Origin of the sequence: Agrococcus terreus, assembly GCF_014645235.1 — a bacterium.
Lineage (GTDB): Bacteria > Actinomycetota > Actinomycetes > Actinomycetales > Microbacteriaceae > Agrococcus > Agrococcus terreus.
Window position 1 is genome coordinate 529,926 of record NZ_BMLM01000001.1, and the last position, 16,829, is coordinate 546,754.

Sequence of the window (16,829 nt, forward strand, 5' to 3'; positions counted from 1 at the left end):
GAACGGGCGTCGAAACCAGAACGGAGAACCCATCATGACGATGACCGACCCGGTCGCCGACATGCTGACGCGTCTGCGCAACGCCAACACGGCGATGCACGACGAGGTCCAGCTGCCGTCGTCGAACCTGAAGGCCAACATCGCCGAGATCCTCGAGCGCGAGGGCTTCATCACGGCGTGGAAGGTGGAGGACGCGCGCGTCGGCAAGACGCTCACCCTCTCCCTCAAGTACGGCCCCAACCGCGAGCGCTCGATCTCCGGCATCAAGCGCGTCTCGAAGCCCGGCCTCCGCGTGTACGCGAAGTCGACCGAGATCCCCCAGGTCCACGGCGGCCTCGGCGTCGCGATCCTGTCCACGAGCTCGGGCCTCCTCACGGACCGTGAGGCCGAGCAGAAGGGCGTCGGCGGGGAAGTCCTCGCCTACGTGTGGTGAGCTGAGATGTCACGTATCGGACGACTCCCCATCGACATCCCCTCGGGTGTCGACATCACGGTCGACGGCGACGTCGTCACCGTCAAGGGCCCGAAGGGCGAGCTGCAGGTCCGGATCGCGAAGCCGATCCAGGTCGAGGTCGCCGACGGCCAGGTCCAGGTCACGCGCCCGGACGACGAGCGCGAGTCGCGCTCGCTCCACGGCCTGACCCGCACCCTCATCGCCAACGACATCGTGGGCGTCACGCAGGGCTACTCGAAGCAGCTCGAGGTCGTCGGCACGGGCTACCGCGTCGCCGCCAAGGGCACGGGCATCGAGTTCGCGCTCGGCTACTCGCACCCGATCGTCGTCGAGCCGCCGGCCGGCATCACGTTCGCGATCGAGGGCAACACCAAGGTCACCGTCACCGGCATCTCGAAGCAGGCCGTCGGCGAGGTGGCAGCGAACCTCCGCAAGCTGCGCAAGCCGGAGCCCTACAAGGGCAAGGGCGTCCGCTACGCGGGCGAGCAGATCCGCCGCAAGGCTGGAAAGGCTGGTAAGTGATGGGCATCGGAACCCGAGGCAAGAGCAAGTCGGCTGCCCGCGGTCGCCGCCACGCACGCCTCCGCAAGAAGATCGTCGGCACCGCGTCGGTGCCGCGCCTGGTGGTCACCCGCTCGGCGCGCCACGTCTTCGTCCAGATCGTCGACGACTCGGTGGGCCGCACGGTCGCATCCGCGTCGACGATGGAGGCGGACCTCCGCGCGTTCGACGGCGACAAGTCGGCCAAGGCCAAGCGCGTGGGCGAGCTCGTCGCCGAGCGCGCGAAGGCCGCGGGCGTCGAGTCGGTCGTGTTCGACCGCGGCGGCAACCGCTACGCCGGCCGTGTCGCGGCGATCGCCGACGGCGCACGAGAGGCAGGTCTGGGACTGTGAGCGAAGAGAACAAGGACACGCAGGTGACCGACACCACGCAGGCGGCGGCTCCGGCCGAGGCCGGCCAGCAGGCCGACCACCGCGACGAGCCGCGCGAGCAGCGTCGCGGCAGCCGCGACCGCGGCACGCGCAACGAGCGCGGCCGTCGTGACGACCGCACCGAGAACCAGTTCCTCGAGCGCGTCGTGACGATCAACCGCGTCTCGAAGGTCGTCAAGGGCGGCCGCCGCTTCAGCTTCACGGCGCTCGTCGTCGTGGGCGACGGCGACGGCATGGTCGGCGTCGGCTACGGCAAGGCGCGCGAGGTCCCCACGGCCATCTCGAAGGGCGTCGAGGAGGCGAAGAAGAACTTCTTCCGCGTCCCCCGCATCGCCAAGACGATCCCGCACCCGGTGCAGGGCGAGGCCGCTGCCGGCGTCGTGCTGCTCCGTCCCGCTGCCGCCGGTACCGGTGTCATCGCGGGCGGCCCGGTGCGCGCCGTCCTCGAGTGCGCCGGCATCCACGACGTCCTGAGCAAGTCGCTCGGCTCGTCGAACTCCATCAACATCGTGCACGCCACGGTGGAGGCGCTGCGCCAGCTCGAGGAGCCCCGCGCCGTCGCCGCTCGCCGTGGCCTCCCGGTGGACCGCGTCGTGCCGGAGCGCCTGCTCCGCGCCGAGGCCGAGTTCACCAAGCACGAGGCTGAGATCGCGAAGGCGGCGGGCAAGTGAGCAAGCTGAAGATCACGCAGACGAAGTCGACGATCAGCGAGAAGCAGTACCAGCGCGACACGCTCCGGTCGCTGGGCCTGAAGCGCATCGGCCAGTCGGTCGTGCGCGAGGACACCCAGCAGAACCGTGGCTACGTCAACACGGTCCGCCACCTCGTGAAGGTCGAGGAGATCGAGAATGACTGAGAAGAACGAGTCGGCCGAGCTGCCGGCCCTCAAGGTCCACCACCTCCGCCCCGCTCCGGGTGCGAAGACGGCGCGCACGCGCGTCGGCCGCGGTGAGGCGTCGAAGGGCAAGACGGCCGGTCGAGGCACCAAGGGCACGAAGGCCCGCTACTCCGTGAAGCCCGGGTTCGAGGGCGGCCAGCTGAACAGCGTCATGCGCGCTCCCAAGCTGCGCGGCTTCAAGAACCCGTTCCGCACCGAGTACCAGGTCGTCAACGTGGGCGCGCTCCAGGAGCTCTACCCCGCCGGCGGCGAGGTGACGGTCGCCGACCTGGTGGCCAAGGGCGCCGTGCGCAAGAACCAGCTGGTCAAGGTGCTCGCCGGCGGCGAGCTGTCGGTCGCGCTCACCGTGACGGTCGACAAGGTCTCTGCTGCCGCGGAGCAGAAGATCGTGGCCGCGGGCGGCTCGATCAAGTAAGTAGGCTGAGGGGCGGTCCGCGAGCGGGCCGCCCCTACTGCCATTCTCGGAAGGCTGCACGTGTTCAGTGCCATCGCACGCATCTTCAAGACGCGCGACCTGCGTCGGAAGATCCTCTTCACGCTCGCCATCGTGGCGGTGTTCCGGCTGGGGTCGTTCATCCCCGCGCCGTTCGTCGACTACGGCAACGTGCAGGCGTGCATCGCGGCCAACCAGACCACGACGGGCCTCTACCAGCTCGTCAACCTCTTCTCCGGCGGCGCCCTGCTGCAGCTGAGCATCTTCGCGCTGGGCATCATGCCCTACATCACCGCGTCGATCATCGTGCAGCTGCTGCGCGTCGTCATCCCCCACTTCGAGGCGCTCTACAAGGAGGGCCAGGCGGGGCAGTCGAAGCTCACGCAGTACACGCGCTACCTCACGATCGCGCTCGGCGTGCTGCAGTCGACGACGCTCATCACGGTCGCCCGCTCGGGCGCGCTGTTCTCGGCCACGGGCGGCCCCGCGCTCCCGCAGTGCCAGAACCTGCTCACGAGCGACACCTGGTACGCGATCCTCCTCATGGTCATCACCATGACGGCGGGCACGGGCCTCATCATGTGGCTCGGCGAGCTCATCACCGAGCGCGGCGTCGGCAACGGCATGTCGCTGCTCATCTTCACGTCGATCGCCGCGACGTTCCCCGGCGCCCTCGGCATCATCTTCGAGACGCAGGGTCCGAACACCTTCATCATGGTGCTCCTGGTCGGCGTGCTCATCATGGGCCTCGTCGTCTTCGTCGAGCAGTCCCAGCGCCGCATCCCGGTGCAGTACGCGAAGCGGATGGTCGGTCGCCGCATGTACGGCGGGCAGTCGACCTACATCCCGATCAAGGTGAACATGGCCGGCGTCGTGCCCGTCATCTTCGCCTCCTCGCTCCTGTACCTGCCGGCGCTCGTGGCGCAGTTCAACACGCCCGCCGACGGCTCGACGCCGCCGGACTGGGTGCTGTGGGTGCAGGCGAACTTCACGACCGGCGACCACCCGCTCTACATGCTGGTGTTCTTCCTGCTCATCGTGGGCTTCACCTACTTCTACGTCGCGATCACCTTCAACCCCGAGGACGTCGCCGACAACATGAAGAAGTACGGCGGCTTCATCCCCGGCATCCGCGCGGGACGGCCGACCGCCGAGTACCTCGACTACGTGCTCACCCGCATCACGTTCCCGGGCTCGATCTACCTCGGCCTCGTCGCCCTCATCCCGCTCATCGCGCTCGCGACGGTCGGTGCGAACCAGAACTTCCCGTTCGGCGGCGCGTCCATCCTCATCATCGTCGGCGTCGGCCTCGAGACGGTCCGCCAGATCGACGCGCAGCTGCAGCAGCGCCACTACGAAGGGCTCATCCGCTAGATGCCGAACCTCCTCATCGTCGGCCCGCCGGGAGCGGGCAAGGGCACGCAGGCCGTCCGGATCGCGGAGGCGCTCGGCGTCCCCGCGGTGTCGACGGGCGACATCTTCCGCCAGAACATCAAGGAGCAGACCGAGCTCGGGCAGCGGGTCACCGCGATCCTCGACGCGGGGGAGTACGTGCCCGACGAGCTCACGAACGAGCTCGTCGACGACCGGCTCGCGCAGGCCGACGCCCAGGCCGGCTACCTGCTCGACGGCTACCCGCGCACCGCGGGCCAGGTCGCGTTCCTCGACGGCGTGAACGAGCGCCGCGGCGAGCGGCTCGACGCCGTCGTGCGCCTCGTCGCCGACACCGACGAGGTCGTCCGCCGCCTCTCGGCCCGCGCGGCCGAGCAGGGCCGCAGCGACGACACCGAGGAGGTCATCCGCCACCGCCTCGAGGTCTACGAGCGCGAGACGGCGCCCCTCGTCGCGACCTTCGCCGAGCGCGGCCTCGTGATCGAGGTCGACGGCATCGGCGCGGTCGACGAGGTCACCGCGCGCATCCTCGACGGCCTCGCCGCCCGCGGCGTGCAGGGCACGCCGAGCGTCCAGGCCTGATGCGCCGGCGCGGTCCGTACAAGTCGCGCCGCGAGCTCGCCGGCATGCGCGAGCCCGGGCGCATCACCGCGCTCGCGCTCGAGGCGGTCGCCGCCGCGATCCGGCCCGGCGTGACGACGCTCGAGCTCGACGCGATCGCGGAGCGCACGATCCGCGAGCACGGCGCCGTGCCGAACTTCCAGCTCGAGCCCGGCTACGAGCACGCGATCTGCGCGAACGTCAACGACGTCGTCGTGCACGGGATCCCCGGTGCGACGCCGCTCGTGCCGGGCGACCTCGTGACGATCGACTGCGGGGCGAAGATCGACGGCCTCAACGGCGACGCGGCCATCTCGGTCGTGGTGCCCGAGGCCGACGGCTCGGAGGCGCAGGGCGAGCTCGCCGCCTCGCGCCGCCGCCTCAGCGCGGTCACGCGCGGTGCGCTGCTCGCCGGCATCGCCGCCCTCGCCTCGGCCCGCCAGCTCGGCGAGGTGAGCGCCGCGATCGAGGACCACGTCGACGAGCACTCCGACTACGGCATCTCGGAGGACTACATCGGCCACGGCATCGGTGCGCGCATGCACGAGGAGCCGCCGGTGTTCAACTACCGCACCCGCGTGACCGGGCCCGCCGTGAAGCCGGGCCTGTGCGTCGCGATCGAGCCGATCGTGCACGAGCGCGGCATCGAGACGACGACCGACGCGGACGGCTGGACGGTGCGGAGCGCCGACGGCGCCGACGCGTGCCAGTGGGAGCACTCCGTGGCGGTGCACTCCGGCGGCATCTGGGTGCTCACGGCCCTCGACGGCGGCGCCGCCGAGCTCGCGCCGCTGGGCGTCGTGCCGGTCCCCATCGCCGAGCGCTGAGCCCGGCGGGGACACCTTCGGGCGTCCCCCGGAGTGGCTCGTGGACGGGCGTCCCGCGGCGCGCCGCGAGACCGGTTCCGACGCCCATCCGCCTTTGGTAGCGTGACACCGATCACGGGCCCGTCGGGCCTCTCCGAGCGAAGGAGCACCATGGCAGAGCGCACCGTCACCGTCGAGTCCTCCCACGGGCTGCACGCCCGCCCCGCCTCGCTCTTCGCGCAGGCCGCCGCCAAGGCTGCCAGCCCCGTCACCGTCGCCAAGGGCGACAAGCAGGTGAACGCGGCGAGCATCCTCTCGGTCATCTCGCTCGGCGTCTCGCAGGGCGACCAGGTGACCATCGCCTCCGACGACGAGGCGATCCTCGACGAGCTCGAGCAGCTCCTCAGCACCGATCACGACGCCTGAGCGTCCCAGCAGGATCGAGTCCCCGATGACCGCCACCCCAGCACAGCAGAAGGGCGGCGCGCGCGTCGCCGTCCAGAAGTTCGGCACCTTCCTCTCCGGCATGATCATGCCGAACATCCCCGCGCTCATCGCGTGGGGCATCGTCACCGCCCTCTTCATCGACGTGGGCCCCCTGCCGAACGCCGACCTCGCGTCGATCGTCGCCCCGACGATCCACTATCTCCTGCCGATCCTCATCGCCGGCACCGGCGGCCGGATGGTCTACGACACCCGCGGAGCCGTCGTCGGCGCGTTCGCCGTCATGGGCGCGATCGCCGGCTCCGACGTGCTCATCGCTGCGTTCAACGAGGCGAACCCGCCCGCCGAGGGCGGCGCCGAGCTCGGCCAGGTCCACATGTTCATCGGCGCGATGATCCTCGGACCGCTCTCGGCCTGGGTGATGAAGCAGCTCGACAAGCTGTGGGACGGCAAGGTCCGGGCCGGCTTCGAGATGCTCGTCAACATGTTCTCGGCGGGCATCGTCGCCTTCCTCATGGGCCTCGTCGGCTTCTACATCGTCGCCCCGGTCGTGAACTGGATCATGTCGGTCGTCGGCGGCGCCGTCGGCTGGCTCGTCGAGACGGGCCTGCTGCCCGTCGCCTCGCTGCTCATCGAGCCCGCGAAGGTGTTCTTCCTCAACAACGCGATCAACCACGGCGTGCTGACGCCGCTCGGCACGTCGGAGGTCGCGGTCGACGGCAAGTCGATCCTGTTCCTCCTCGAGGCGAACCCCGGCCCGGGCCTCGGCCTGCTGCTCGCGTTCTCGGTCTTCGGCGTCGGCGCCGCGCGCGCCACGGCGCCGGGCGCCGCGATCATCCACTTCCTCGGCGGCATCCACGAGGTCTACTTCCCCTACGCGCTCATGAAGCCGACGCTCATCGCGGCGCTCGTGCTCGGCGGCGCGTCGGGCGTGGCCACGAACATGCTCCTCGGCACGGGCCTCGCCGGCCCGGCGGCGCCGGGCAGCATCATCGCGGTCGGCGCGCAGGCCGCGCTCGTGGGCGTGCCGAACCTGCTGGGCGTGCTGCTCTCGGTCGTCATCGCCGCGGGCGTGACGTTCCTCGTCGCGGCGATCATCCTCCGGGCGGGCCGCCGACGCGACCTCGAGCGCGAGGCCGCAGGCGACGACGCCCTCGGCGCCGCCGTCGCGCAGACGACCGCGAACAAGGGGCGCGAGTCGGAGCACCTGTCGAACCTGACGGCCGCGAGCGGCGCGGCGGGTGCGGCCGGGGCCTCGTCGGCCGCGGTCGCCGCGCACCCGATCGACCGGATCGTGTTCGCGTGCGACGCGGGCATGGGCTCGAGCGCGATGGGCGCGAGCGTGCTGCGCAGCAAGATCAAGAAGGCCGGCATCGAGGGCGTCGAGGTGACGAACATCTCGATCGCGAACCTCCAGCCGTCGACGGCCGACCTCATCGTGACGCACCGCGATCTCACCGACCGGGCGAAGCAGCGCACGCCCGACGCGATCCACGTGTCGGTCGAGAACTTCATGAACAGCCCGAAGTACGACGACGTCGTCGCGCAGGTCGCGGCGAGCAAGGAGACGCAGGCACGATGACGGTCCTCACGACGGCGCAGATCACGACGAGCCCGCGGGCGACGACGAAGGAGGAGGCCATCCAGGAGGCGGCCGACATGCTCGTCGCCGCCGGGGCGGTCACCCCCGACTACGCCGACGCGATGCGCGAGCGCGAGGCGAGCGTGTCCACCTACATGGGCAACCTGCTCGCGATCCCGCACGGCACGAACGAGTCGAAGGACTCGATCCTCGCCTCGGCGCTGTCGGTCGCGCGCTACGCGACGCCCATCGACTGGGACGGCAACGAGGTGCGCTTCGTGATCGGCATCGCAGGCAAGGACGGCGGGCACCTCGAGATCCTGTCGAAGATCGCGGTGGTGTTCGCCGACGAGGACGAGGTGGCGAAGCTCGTCGAGGCGCCGGACGCCGAGGCGATCATGGCGCTGCTGGGCGACGTCAACGAGTGATGCGCGCGGTCCACTTCGGCGCCGGCAACATCGGGCGCGGCTTCGTCGGCCTCATCCTGCATCGCGCCGGCTACGAGGTGACCTTCGTCGACGTCAACGCCGACCTCATCGAGCTGCTCCGCACGACCGAGTCGTACGAGGTGCGCGAGGTCGGCCCAGAGGCGCAGGTGCACACCGTGACGGGGTTCACGGGCATCGACTCGCGGGCCGACCCCGCCGCCGCGGCGCAGGCGGTCGCGGACGCCGACGTCGTCACGTGCGCCGTCGGCCCGACCGCGATGCGGTTCATCGCACCGGTGATCCGCGAGGGCCTCGAGCTGCGCTCGGGCGCGCCCGTGGCGGTCATGGCGTGCGAGAACGCGATCGGCGCCACCGACACGCTCCGCGACCTCGTGCTCGAGGGGGCGCCGACGCTCGCCGACCGCGCGGTGTTCGCGAACACGGCGGTCGACCGCATCATCCCGCCGCAGGACCCGAGCGGCCTCGACGTGGTGGTCGAGGACTTCTTCGAGTGGTCGATCGACCGCACGCCCTTCGCGGGCGACGCGCCGGTCATCCCCGACGCGCACTTCGTCGACGACCTCGCGCCGTTCATCGAGCGCAAGCTCTTCACGGTGAACACCGGCCACGCCACGACGGCGTACCAGGGGTGGACGCGCGGCATCGGCACGATCGCCGAGGCGCTCGCCGAGCCCGGGGTGCGCGCGGCGGTCGACGCCGCGCTCGCCGACACCGCGCGGCTGCTGGTGGCGAAGTTCGGCTTCGACGCCGACGAGCACGCGGCCTACGTCGCGCGCGCGATCGCCCGGTTCGAGAACCCGGCGCTGCCCGACACGTGCGAGCGCATCGGCCGCCAGCCGCTGCGCAAGCTCTCGCGCCGCGAGCGGTTCGTGCAGCCCGCCGCCGAGCTGCTCGAGCGCGGCGACGACGCGGCCGGCCTCGTCGCCGCCTACGCGACGGCGCTCCGCTTCGACGCGGAGGGCGACGAGCAGGCGGTGGAGCTGCAGCAGCTCCTCGCGACGCGCGACGCCGCGCCGTTCGTGGCCGAGGTGAGCGGGATCGAGGCCGGCCACCCGCTGCAGCCGCTGCTCGAGGCCGAGGTGCGCGCGGCGCAGGCCTGAGCCGCCGCCCGTCCGCTCAGCGGACGGGCACCCTCCTGGTGCAGGATCGGAGCATGGGATCGGGGGAGCGGTGCTGACGCGCGGCGCAGGGCGCGCGCGGCGCGTCGGGCGCGCGAGCGCGAACCCCCGCCAGCGCCTGCTGCACGGCTGGGACTGGGAGGACCCGCGCGTCGAGCTCGAGCTGCTCGAGCCCGGCAGCCGCGTGCTCGTCTCGGCGGGCGCGGGCGAGGTGGTCGCGGCGCTCGCCGCCGCCGGCCACGAGGTGACGGCCATCGCCGCGAACCGGGAGCAGCTCGAGTACGCGCGACGCCGCGTCGGCGGCGCGCCGTTCGAACCCGGCGCCGCCGAGCGGCTCATGGACCTCGGCCGCGGCATGGTGCGCGCGGCGAGCCCGGCGTGGAGCCGCCGCCGCGTGCGCCAGTTCCTGCAGGAGGGCGACCCCATCCGCGCGGCGGCGCACTGGAAGGCGCGGCTCGACAACCGCACCCTCGCCTCGATCCTGCGCACGGTGCTGGGACCGGCGGGCGCGCTCACGGCGCTCGTGCAGCGCGACTTCGCCACGTCGATCCCCGCGCACTTCGACGACGCGGTGCGCGGCCGGGTCGCGCGCGCGTTCCGCAAGCACCCGCCCGCGTCGAACCCGTGGGCGTGGCGGCTGCTGCTGGGGGAGGAGCTGCCCGGGCACGAGCTCGAGCGCGTCGACCCGGGCGCCATCCGCTGGGAGGCCGAGCCGCTGCTCGAGCACCTCGAGCGGGCGCCCGGCGGCGCCTATGACGCGGTGTCGCTCTCGAACGTGTCCGACGGCGCCGACGAGCGGTGGGTGCGCGACCTGCGCAAGGCGGCGGTGCGCGCGATCGCGCCCGGCGGCGCGGTCGTCGCCCGCTCGTTCGCGACCACGATGGACGACGACGCGGCGAAGCGGGCGCGCCGCGACCGCGCCATGCTGTGGGGGTCGATCGTCGTGCACCGGAGCTAGCTCGACACGCCCGGCTTGCGCGAATGCCGCGAACCCGCGTAATCTTGCCCGTTGGTGTCATGCGCCCGTATGCGCGTGCCACTCGCACGACCAGCAACCGCCAATCAAGCAGAAGAGGCTATGGCCAAGAAAGACGGCGTCATCGAGATCGAGGGCTCGGTGGTCGAGGCACTTCCCAACGCGATGTTCCGCGTGGAGCTGTCCAACGGCCACGTCGTGCTCGCGCACATCTCGGGCAAGATGCGGCAGAACTACATCCGCATCCTCCCGGAGGACCGCGTGATCGTGGAGCTCAGCCCGTACGACCTCAGCCGCGGCCGGATCGTCTACCGCTACAAGTGACGGCTGCTGGACAAGGAACGGCCCGCGCATCCGCACGGGCACGAGGCCAGCGAGGAACAACATGAAGGTCAACCCCAGCGTCAAGCCCATCTGCGACAAGTGCAAGGTCATCCGCCGGCACGGTCGCGTGATGGTCATCTGCGAGAACCCCCGCCACAAGCAGCGGCAGGGCTGATCGCGGCGCCGCCCCTCGCGGGGCGGCGTCACGAGCGCTCGCACCACGCGCACAACTGAACACGTCCGCACCAGGCGGACAGCACCCAGCAGCGGTAAGAGCGCGACGCGCGACACCTTGGGGAGAGGCCCAGGCACCTCCGCTGCTCCACACCTCTCACACTCCTGAGGAGACACACGATGGCACGCATCGCAGGTGTCGACATCCCGCGCGAGAAGCGCGTGGAGATCGCACTGACGTACATCTACGGCGTCGGCCGCACCCGCTCGGTCGCCACGCTCGAGGCAACCGGCATCGACCGCAGCATCCGCGTCAAGGACCTGACCGACGACCAGCTCGTCGCGCTCCGCGACCACATCGAGGCCGAGTTCAAGGTGGAGGGCGACCTCCGCCGCGAGGTGGCCGCCGACATCCGCCGCAAGGTCGAGATCGGCTCGTACGAGGGCATCCGCCACCGCCGCGGCCTCCCCGTGCGCGGCCAGCGCACCAAGACCAACGCGCGCACCCGCAAGGGCAAGAAGCAGACGGTCGCCGGCAAGAAGAAGGCCGGCCGCTAGGCCGCGGGGAAGAGGTAGAGAACAATGGCAGCTCCCAAGTCCGCGGTCCGCAAGCCGCGCAAGAAGGACAAGAAGAACATCGCCGCGGGCCACGCCCACATCAAGTCGACGTTCAACAACACGATCGTCTCGATCACCGACACCACCGGTGCCGTCATCTCGCAGGCCTCGGGCGGCGCGATCGGCATGAAGGGCTCGCGCAAGTCGACGCCCTACGCCGCGCAGCTCGCCGCCGAGTCGGCCGCGCGCCAGGCGCAGGACCACGGCATGAAGAAGGTCGACGTGTTCGTCAAGGGCGCCGGTTCGGGCCGCGAGACGGCGATCCGCTCGCTCCAGGCCGCCGGCCTCGAGATCGGCGCGATCCACGACGTGACGCCGCAGGCGCACAACGGCGTCCGTCCGCCGAAGCCCCGCCGCAACTAGTCGCTCCTGCCGGGCAGGCGCTCCTGCGCCTGCCCGGCCCTCCGCCGTCACCGAACACGCGAGTCATATAGCGGACTCGCGACCGAAAGGAACCGACACGTGCTGATCGCCCAGCGCCCCACTGTCACCGAGGAGACCATCGCCGAGCACCGCTCGCGGTTCACCATCGAGCCGCTCGAGCCCGGCTTCGGCTACACCCTCGGCAACTCCCTCCGCCGCACCCTCCTCTCGTCGATCCCCGGCGCCGCTGTCACGAGCGTCCGCCTGGACGGCGTGCTCCACGAGTTCTCGACGATCACCGGCGTGAAGGAGGATGTCACCGAGATCATCCTGAACGTCAAGCAGCTCGTCGTCTCGAGCGAGCACGACGAGCCCGTCGTCGCCTACCTCTCGCGCCAGGGCGCGGGCCAGGTCACGGCCGCCGACATCACGGCTCCCGCCGGCGTCGAGATCCACAACCCCGAGCTCGTGCTCGCGACGCTGAACGACTCGGCGAAGCTGCAGCTCGAGCTCACGATCGAGCGCGGCCGCGGCTACGTGTCGGCCGCCCAGAACCGCGACGAGTTCGCCGAGGCCGGGGTCATCCCGGTCGACTCGATCTACTCGCCGGTCCTCAAGGTCACCTACCGCGTCGAGGCGACGCGCGCCGGTGAGCGCACCGACTTCGACTCGCTCGTCGTCGACGTCGAGACGAAGCCGGCGATCTCGCCGCGCGACGCCATCGCGTCGGCCGGCCGCACGCTCGTCGAGCTGTTCGGCCTGACGCGCGACCTGAACGCCGAGGCCGAGGGCATCGAGATCGGCCAGGCGCCCGCCGAGGCCATCGGCTCGGGCGAGCTCGCCACGCCGATCGAGGAGCTCGACCTGTCGGTCCGCTCGTACAACTGCCTCAAGCGCGAGGGCATCAACACGGTGTCCGAGCTCGTGGCGCTGAGCGAGACGCAGCTGATGAACATCCGCAACTTCGGCCAGAAGTCGGTCGACGAGGTGAAGGACAAGCTCACCGAGCTCGGCCTCTCGCTCAAGGACGCGGTGCCCGGCTTCGACGGCGCGCACTTCTACAGCGGTTACGACGAGGACGCTCGCTGAACGCGGGCCGACTGAAGAACTAGAGGGATACGAACCATGCCCAAGCCCACCAAGGGTCCCCGCCTCGGAGGCGGTCCGGCGCACGAGCGCCTGCTGCTCGCGAACCTCGCGGCCGCGCTGTTCACGCACAAGTCGATCAAGACGACCGAGACGAAGGCCAAGCGCCTGCGTCCGATCGCCGAGCGCCTCATCACGTTCGCGAAGCGCGGCGACCTGCACGCGCGCCGTCGCGTGCTCGCCGTGATCGGCGACAAGGGCGTCGTGCACGAGCTCTTCACCGAGATCGCGCCGCTCGTCGCGGAGCGCGAGGGCGGCTACACCCGCATCACGAAGCTCGGCTACCGCAAGGGCGACAACGCCCCCATGGCGCAGATCGAGCTCGTGCTCGAGCCGGTGCAGAAGAAGGCGTCGAAGTCGAAGGCGTCCGCCGCCGCGACGTCGGCCGCCGCCGACCAGGAGGCCGCCGCGGCCAAGGCCGAGGAGGCGAAGGCCGAGGAGGCCGAGGTCGAGACGACCGACGCCGAGGCGACCGAGGCCGAGACGACCGAGGCCCCCGAGGCCGGCGACGAGGCCGTCGAGGCCGAGCCCGCCGCCGACGAGAAGGCCGAGGAGACCAAGTAGGGTCTGCTCCACCCACGCAGAGAGGGCCCCGCGCGAGCGGGGCCCTCTTCGCGTGCCGGGGCGGAGGGGCCGGCGAGCGCGAGGCGCTAGCGGCGCCCGGCCTCCGCCTCCGCGATCGCGGTGGCCGCGAGCACGAGCCCGAGGTGCGAGAACGCCTGGGGGTGGTTGCCCCAGTGGTGCCCGGTCACCGGGTCGACCTCCTCGGCGAGCAGGCCCACGTCGTTGCGGTGCGCGAGCAGCTGCTCCATGAGACCGTGCGCGTCGGCGACCCGGCCGGCCTGCGCGTAGGCGATGACGAGCCAGAAGCCGCACAGCACGAACGGGTGCTCGTCGCCCGCGAGGCCGTCGAGCCCCGTGGTCCGGTAGCGCAGCGGGATGCCGTGGTGCACGAGCTGCTCCTCGATGCGGCGGATCGTGCCGAGGAAGCGCGGATCCGTCGCCGCGACGATGCCGATCGTGGGCAGCTGCAGCAGCGAGGCGTCGACCTCGTCGGTGCCGGCGTGCTGCCGGAACGAGCCGGTCGCCTCGCTGAAGCAGGCGCCCATGACCTCGTCGTGCAGTGCGGCGCGGATGGGCTTCCACCGCTCGGCGTCGCCGTCGCAGCCGTCCTCCTCGATCGCGCGGATGCCCCGGTCGAAGGCCGCCCACATCATCGCGAGCGAGTGCGTGAAGCGCTGCGGCTCGCCGCGCATCTCCCAGAGCCCTTGGTCGGGCTCGCGCCAGTGGCGCTCGAGCTCGGTGAGGAGCGCGCGCTGCATGTGCCACGAGTCGTGCTCGTCGTCGTGGCCGATCTCGCGCAGGCGCGCGAGGGTGAGCATGACCTGCCCGAGCACGTCGTGCTGCCGCTGGCCGACCGCCCCGTTGCCGATGCGGACGGGGCTGGAGCCCGCGTAGCCGGGCAGGTGCTCGAGCTCGCGCTCGGGCAGGTCTCGGCCGCCGTCGACGCGGTACATGATCTGCATGTCCTCCGGGTCGCCCGCGATGGCGCGCAGGAGCCAGTCGCGCCAGTGGTCGACCTTGTCGTCGAGCCCGACGGCGATGAGCGCGTCGACGGTGAGCGACGCGTCGCGCAGCCACGTGAAGCGGTAGTCCCAGTTGCGCTCGCCGCCCGGGTCCTCCGGGAGCGAGGTGGTGGGCGCGGCGATGATGCCGCCGGTCGCCTCGTCGGTGAGCCCGCGCAGCACGAGCACGCTCGTCTCGACCGCCTCGCGGTAGGGGCCGACGTAGGCGAGCGCAGCGAGCCACTCGCGCGACTGCGCGATCGTCGCCTCGAGCGCCTGGCGCTCGTCGACCGCGGCGCCGAAGGGGCGCCAGGAGCGCTGCCAGCGCAGGTCGAGCGCCCGGCGCTCGCCGGCCCGCACGGCGAAGCGCGCCCGATGCGCGTGGTGGCCGGACTCGGGCAGCGGGTCGGAGCGGAGCACGAGCCGGTCGGGACCGGCGATCATCGAGAGCACCTCCTCGCCGTCGACCTCGAGCCGGCGGACCCACGGTGCCGCGCGGCCGTAGTGGAAGCGCACGATGAGCTCCTGCTCGAGCTCGACCTCGCCCTCGACGCCCTCGACGACGCGGAGCACGTCGGCGACGCCGTCGCCCGTGGGCATCGCGTCGGTGACGCGGACGACGCCGGTGGCGGTGCGGTAGGTGGTCTCGAGCACGAGGCTGCCGGGCACGTACCGCCGGGTCACGATCGCCTCGTCGACGGGCGCGAGGCGCCAGCGGCCGTGCTCGGGCCCGCCGAGGATCGCCGCGAAGCAGGCGGGGGAGTCGAAGCGCGGCAGGCAGAGCCAGTCGATGGAGCCGTCGAGGCCGACGAGCGCCGCGGTGGTGCGGTCGCCGATCATGGCGTAGTCCTCGATGGGCTGCGGCGTGGGCCGCCCCTGGTCGAGCTCGGCTGCGGGGTCGGGGCGCTGCACGCGGAGGGCTTCGTCCTGCATGCCTCGACGCTATCGAGCCGCGCCTCCGCATCCGCGCACCGCGGGGACGGGGCGCCCGCTCGCGGCGCCCCGTCCCCGTATCCTCGTGGCGTGCCCCGCATCCGCCTCGACCTCGCGTACGACGGCGGCGGCTTCTCGGGCTGGGCCGCGCAGCCGGGACTCCGCACCTGCCAGGGCGAGCTCGAGCGCGCGCTGTCGACCGTCGCGCGCGAGCCGGTGCGCGTCGTCGTCGCGGGGCGCACGGATGCGGGCGTCCACGCGAGCGGGCAGGTGGCGCACGCCGACGTGCCCGACGCGCTCGGCGTCGAGCCGCGGCTCGCGCACCGCCTCTCGCGGCTCGCGGCGCCCGAGGGCGACCTCGTCGTGCGGTCCGTCGGCCTCGCGCCCGCGGGCTTCGACGCGCGCTTCTCGGCCGTGTCGCGCTCGTACCGCTACCGCATCGTCGCCGGCCCCGCGGATCCGCTCGAGCGCCGCACCGCGGCCCACGTGCCGCGGCCGCTCGACGTCGACGCGATGCGCCGCGCGGCCGAGGCGCTCGTGGGGCTGCGCGACTTCGCCGCGTTCTGCAAGCCGCGCGAGGGTGCGACGACGATCCGCCACCTGCGCGCGTTCTCGTGGGCGCAGGACGGCCCGCTGCTCACTGCCTCGCTCACGGCCGACGCCTTCTGCCACTCGATGGTGCGGGCCCTCGTGGGCGCGTGCGTGCGCGTGGGCGAGCGCCGCCTCGGGCTCGCCGAGGCGGCGGCGCTGCTCGACGAGCGGGCCCGCTCGCCGCGCACGGGCCTCATGCCGCCCCACGGGCTGACGCTCGTGGCCGTCGGCTACCCGCCGGACGACGAGCTCGCCGCGCAGGCCGAGCGCGCCCGGGCGCGCCGCAGCGCCGACGACGTCGAGGACTAGCGGCGTCAGGCTGCGGCGCGCTCGAGCAGCGCGCGCCGCAGGCCGTCGACGTCGTCGACGATCGTGTCGGCCCCCGCGGCCGCGAGCTCCTCGAGGCCGCCGTAGCCGTAGGCGACGCCGATCGTGCGGACGCCGAGCTCGCGCGCCGAGGCGATGTCGTTGATGCGGTCGCCCACCATGACCACCTCCGCGGCCGGCAGCCCCACCGAGGCGATCGCGCGCGCGATGACCTCGGCCTTCGAGTGGCCGGCTTCGCCGGGAACGCGGCCGTGCACGCCGCGGAAGCGGTGCCGCAGGCCGTAGTGGTCGATGACCGCGTCGGCGTCGAACTGCATCTTGTGCGTCGCGACGGCGAGCGGCCGGCCCGCGGCGTCGAGCTCGGCGAGCAGGCCGTCGATGCCGTCGTAGAGCGTGGAGTCGACGAGGCCGCCGTCGGCCTGCGCGACGCGGAACGCGGCGATCGCGCGCTCGACCACCTCCGGCTCGTGGCCGGCCTCGGTGAGCACGGTGACGAGCGGCGGCCCCAGCCAGCGCACGAGCTCCGCCTCGCTCGGCTGCTCCCAGCCGACGGCGTCGTGCATGTGCCGGAGGCTCTTGAGGAGGCCGGGCTGCGAGTCGGTGAGGGTGCCGTCGAGGTCGAAGACGATGCCGTGCATGATGCCCCCATCCTCGCAGGCCGCGGGTGCCGCACGGCTGGATGCGGGGGCTCGGGGGACGGCTGG

Annotated in this window: 23 protein-coding genes; 21 read left to right on the forward strand and 2 right to left on the reverse strand. The window is 72.1% G+C overall.

All coding sequences use genetic code 11. The features are described 5' to 3' along the window. The first annotated feature begins 34 nt into the window (after positions 1 to 34). The 20 genes from rpsH (at position 35) to rplQ (ending at position 13,273) form a co-directional block, all read left to right on the forward strand. Positions 35 to 433 (forward strand): 30S ribosomal protein S8, encoded by a 399-nt coding sequence (rpsH, locus tag IEW90_RS02620; RefSeq protein WP_188715754.1) that lies wholly within the window; start codon positions 35 to 37, stop codon positions 431 to 433. A gap of 6 nt (positions 434 to 439) precedes the next feature. Further along, positions 440 to 976 (forward strand): 50S ribosomal protein L6, encoded by a 537-nt coding sequence (rplF, locus tag IEW90_RS02625; protein WP_188715756.1) that lies wholly within the window; start codon positions 440 to 442, stop codon positions 974 to 976. Then, complete coding sequence (gene rplR / locus IEW90_RS02630) at positions 976 to 1,347, forward strand: 50S ribosomal protein L18 (protein WP_188717997.1); 372 nt, start codon at positions 976 to 978, stop codon at positions 1,345 to 1,347. The genes rplF and rplR overlap by 1 nt, the downstream gene beginning before the upstream one ends. Continuing rightward, positions 1,344 to 2,057 (forward strand): 30S ribosomal protein S5, encoded by a 714-nt coding sequence (gene rpsE / locus IEW90_RS02635; RefSeq protein WP_188715758.1) that lies wholly within the window; start codon positions 1,344 to 1,346, stop codon positions 2,055 to 2,057. Before rplR ends, rpsE begins: the two co-directional genes overlap by 4 nt. Then, positions 2,054 to 2,242, forward strand: coding sequence for a 50S ribosomal protein L30 (gene rpmD, locus IEW90_RS02640; protein ID WP_188715760.1), 189 nt, complete (start codon positions 2,054 to 2,056; stop codon positions 2,240 to 2,242). Before rpsE ends, rpmD begins: the two co-directional genes overlap by 4 nt. After that, entirely contained in the window at positions 2,235 to 2,699 is a 465-nt protein-coding gene (rplO, locus tag IEW90_RS02645) for a 50S ribosomal protein L15 (RefSeq protein ID WP_188715762.1), read from the forward strand. Before rpmD ends, rplO begins: the two co-directional genes overlap by 8 nt. 60 nt (positions 2,700 to 2,759) lie before the next feature. Then, positions 2,760 to 4,091 (forward strand): preprotein translocase subunit SecY, encoded by a 1,332-nt coding sequence (secY, locus tag IEW90_RS02650; RefSeq protein ID WP_188715764.1) that lies wholly within the window; start codon positions 2,760 to 2,762, stop codon positions 4,089 to 4,091. After that, a complete protein-coding gene (locus tag IEW90_RS02655; RefSeq protein WP_188715766.1) occupies positions 4,092 to 4,691 on the forward strand; it encodes an adenylate kinase in 600 nt (199 codons plus the stop codon). It begins immediately after the preceding gene. Beyond that, a complete protein-coding gene (gene map, locus IEW90_RS02660) occupies positions 4,691 to 5,536 on the forward strand; it encodes a type I methionyl aminopeptidase (protein ID WP_373284699.1) in 846 nt (281 codons plus the stop codon). The genes IEW90_RS02655 and map overlap by 1 nt, the downstream gene beginning before the upstream one ends. A 150-nt stretch (positions 5,537 to 5,686) precedes the next feature. Continuing rightward, positions 5,687 to 5,941, forward strand: a complete 255-nt coding sequence (locus tag IEW90_RS02665) for an HPr family phosphocarrier protein (protein ID WP_188715768.1) — start codon at positions 5,687 to 5,689, stop codon at positions 5,939 to 5,941. 25 nt (positions 5,942 to 5,966) lie between these two features. Beyond that, positions 5,967 to 7,541 (forward strand): PTS mannitol transporter subunit IIBC, encoded by a 1,575-nt coding sequence (locus IEW90_RS02670; RefSeq protein WP_188715771.1) that lies wholly within the window; start codon positions 5,967 to 5,969, stop codon positions 7,539 to 7,541. Further along, entirely contained in the window at positions 7,538 to 7,969 is a 432-nt protein-coding gene (locus tag IEW90_RS02675) for a PTS mannitol transporter subunit IIA (RefSeq protein ID WP_188715773.1), read from the forward strand. The genes IEW90_RS02670 and IEW90_RS02675 overlap by 4 nt, the downstream gene beginning before the upstream one ends. Then, entirely contained in the window at positions 7,969 to 9,090 is a 1,122-nt protein-coding gene (locus tag IEW90_RS02680) for a mannitol-1-phosphate 5-dehydrogenase (RefSeq protein WP_188715775.1), read from the forward strand. Before IEW90_RS02675 ends, IEW90_RS02680 begins: the two co-directional genes overlap by 1 nt. Positions 9,091 to 9,160: 70 nt before the next feature. Continuing rightward, positions 9,161 to 10,066 (forward strand): BtaA family protein, encoded by a 906-nt coding sequence (locus tag IEW90_RS02685; protein ID WP_188715777.1) that lies wholly within the window; start codon positions 9,161 to 9,163, stop codon positions 10,064 to 10,066. Between the two features lie 120 nt (positions 10,067 to 10,186). After that, positions 10,187 to 10,408 (forward strand): translation initiation factor IF-1, encoded by a 222-nt coding sequence (gene infA, locus IEW90_RS02690; protein WP_188715780.1) that lies wholly within the window; start codon positions 10,187 to 10,189, stop codon positions 10,406 to 10,408. Between the two features lie 61 nt (positions 10,409 to 10,469). After that, complete coding sequence (gene rpmJ / locus IEW90_RS02695; protein WP_004008316.1) at positions 10,470 to 10,583, forward strand: 50S ribosomal protein L36; 114 nt, start codon at positions 10,470 to 10,472, stop codon at positions 10,581 to 10,583. Between the two features lie 179 nt (positions 10,584 to 10,762). Beyond that, positions 10,763 to 11,140, forward strand: coding sequence for a 30S ribosomal protein S13 (gene rpsM, locus IEW90_RS02700; RefSeq protein WP_188715782.1), 378 nt, complete (start codon positions 10,763 to 10,765; stop codon positions 11,138 to 11,140). A gap of 24 nt (positions 11,141 to 11,164) precedes the next feature. Then, positions 11,165 to 11,563 (forward strand): 30S ribosomal protein S11, encoded by a 399-nt coding sequence (gene rpsK, locus IEW90_RS02705; RefSeq protein WP_188715784.1) that lies wholly within the window; start codon positions 11,165 to 11,167, stop codon positions 11,561 to 11,563. Between the two features lie 99 nt (positions 11,564 to 11,662). Beyond that, positions 11,663 to 12,652 (forward strand): DNA-directed RNA polymerase subunit alpha, encoded by a 990-nt coding sequence (locus IEW90_RS02710; protein WP_188715787.1) that lies wholly within the window; start codon positions 11,663 to 11,665, stop codon positions 12,650 to 12,652. A 36-nt stretch (positions 12,653 to 12,688) separates the two neighbouring features. Beyond that, a complete protein-coding gene (gene rplQ / locus IEW90_RS02715) occupies positions 12,689 to 13,273 on the forward strand; it encodes a 50S ribosomal protein L17 (protein WP_188715789.1) in 585 nt (194 codons plus the stop codon). Positions 13,274 to 13,359: 86 nt separating this feature from the next. On the opposite strand, the gene IEW90_RS02720 is transcribed toward rplQ, so the two are convergent. Then, the gene (locus tag IEW90_RS02720; protein ID WP_188715791.1) at positions 13,360 to 15,207 is read right to left on the reverse strand and encodes a glycoside hydrolase family 15 protein; all 1,848 of its coding nucleotides are present in this window, start codon (positions 15,205 to 15,207) and stop codon (positions 13,360 to 13,362) included. 90 nt (positions 15,208 to 15,297) lie between these two features. On the opposite strand from IEW90_RS02720, the gene truA reads away from it, so the two are divergent. Beyond that, a complete protein-coding gene (truA, locus tag IEW90_RS02725; protein WP_188715793.1) occupies positions 15,298 to 16,107 on the forward strand; it encodes a tRNA pseudouridine(38-40) synthase TruA in 810 nt (269 codons plus the stop codon). A gap of 5 nt (positions 16,108 to 16,112) precedes the next feature. Here the strand turns inward: truA and IEW90_RS02730 are convergent, their stop codons facing one another. Beyond that, a complete protein-coding gene (locus tag IEW90_RS02730; protein WP_188715795.1) occupies positions 16,113 to 16,763 on the reverse strand; it encodes an HAD hydrolase-like protein in 651 nt (216 codons plus the stop codon). Positions 16,764 to 16,829 lie beyond the last annotated feature (66 nt).

Excerpts from the sequence above, each read along its gene's own strand:
- rpsH (WP_188715754.1), top strand. The coding sequence starts at position 35 with ATGACGATGACCGACCCGGTCGCCGACATGCTGACGCGTCTGCGCAAC.
- rplF (WP_188715756.1), top strand. The coding sequence starts at position 440 with ATGTCACGTATCGGACGACTCCCCATCGACATCCCCTCGGGTGTCGAC.
- rplR (WP_188717997.1), top strand. The coding sequence starts at position 976 with ATGGGCATCGGAACCCGAGGCAAGAGCAAGTCGGCTGCCCGCGGTCGC.
- rplO (WP_188715762.1), top strand. The coding sequence starts at position 2,235 with ATGACTGAGAAGAACGAGTCGGCCGAGCTGCCGGCCCTCAAGGTCCAC.
- IEW90_RS02655 (WP_188715766.1), top strand. The coding sequence starts at position 4,092 with ATGCCGAACCTCCTCATCGTCGGCCCGCCGGGAGCGGGCAAGGGCACG.
- map (WP_373284699.1), top strand. The coding sequence starts at position 4,691 with ATGCGCCGGCGCGGTCCGTACAAGTCGCGCCGCGAGCTCGCCGGCATG.
- IEW90_RS02665 (WP_188715768.1), top strand. The coding sequence starts at position 5,687 with ATGGCAGAGCGCACCGTCACCGTCGAGTCCTCCCACGGGCTGCACGCC.
- IEW90_RS02670 (WP_188715771.1), top strand. The coding sequence starts at position 5,967 with ATGACCGCCACCCCAGCACAGCAGAAGGGCGGCGCGCGCGTCGCCGTC.
- IEW90_RS02675 (WP_188715773.1), top strand. The coding sequence starts at position 7,538 with ATGACGGTCCTCACGACGGCGCAGATCACGACGAGCCCGCGGGCGACG.
- IEW90_RS02680 (WP_188715775.1), top strand. The coding sequence starts at position 7,969 with ATGCGCGCGGTCCACTTCGGCGCCGGCAACATCGGGCGCGGCTTCGTC.
- infA (WP_188715780.1), top strand. The coding sequence starts at position 10,187 with ATGGCCAAGAAAGACGGCGTCATCGAGATCGAGGGCTCGGTGGTCGAG.
- rpmJ (WP_004008316.1), top strand. The coding sequence starts at position 10,470 with ATGAAGGTCAACCCCAGCGTCAAGCCCATCTGCGACAAGTGCAAGGTC.
- rpsM (WP_188715782.1), top strand. The coding sequence starts at position 10,763 with ATGGCACGCATCGCAGGTGTCGACATCCCGCGCGAGAAGCGCGTGGAG.
- rpsK (WP_188715784.1), top strand. The coding sequence starts at position 11,165 with ATGGCAGCTCCCAAGTCCGCGGTCCGCAAGCCGCGCAAGAAGGACAAG.
- rplQ (WP_188715789.1), top strand. The coding sequence starts at position 12,689 with ATGCCCAAGCCCACCAAGGGTCCCCGCCTCGGAGGCGGTCCGGCGCAC.
- IEW90_RS02720 (WP_188715791.1), bottom strand. The coding sequence starts at position 15,207 with ATGCAGGACGAAGCCCTCCGCGTGCAGCGCCCCGACCCCGCAGCCGAG.
- IEW90_RS02730 (WP_188715795.1), bottom strand. The coding sequence starts at position 16,763 with ATGCACGGCATCGTCTTCGACCTCGACGGCACCCTCACCGACTCGCAG.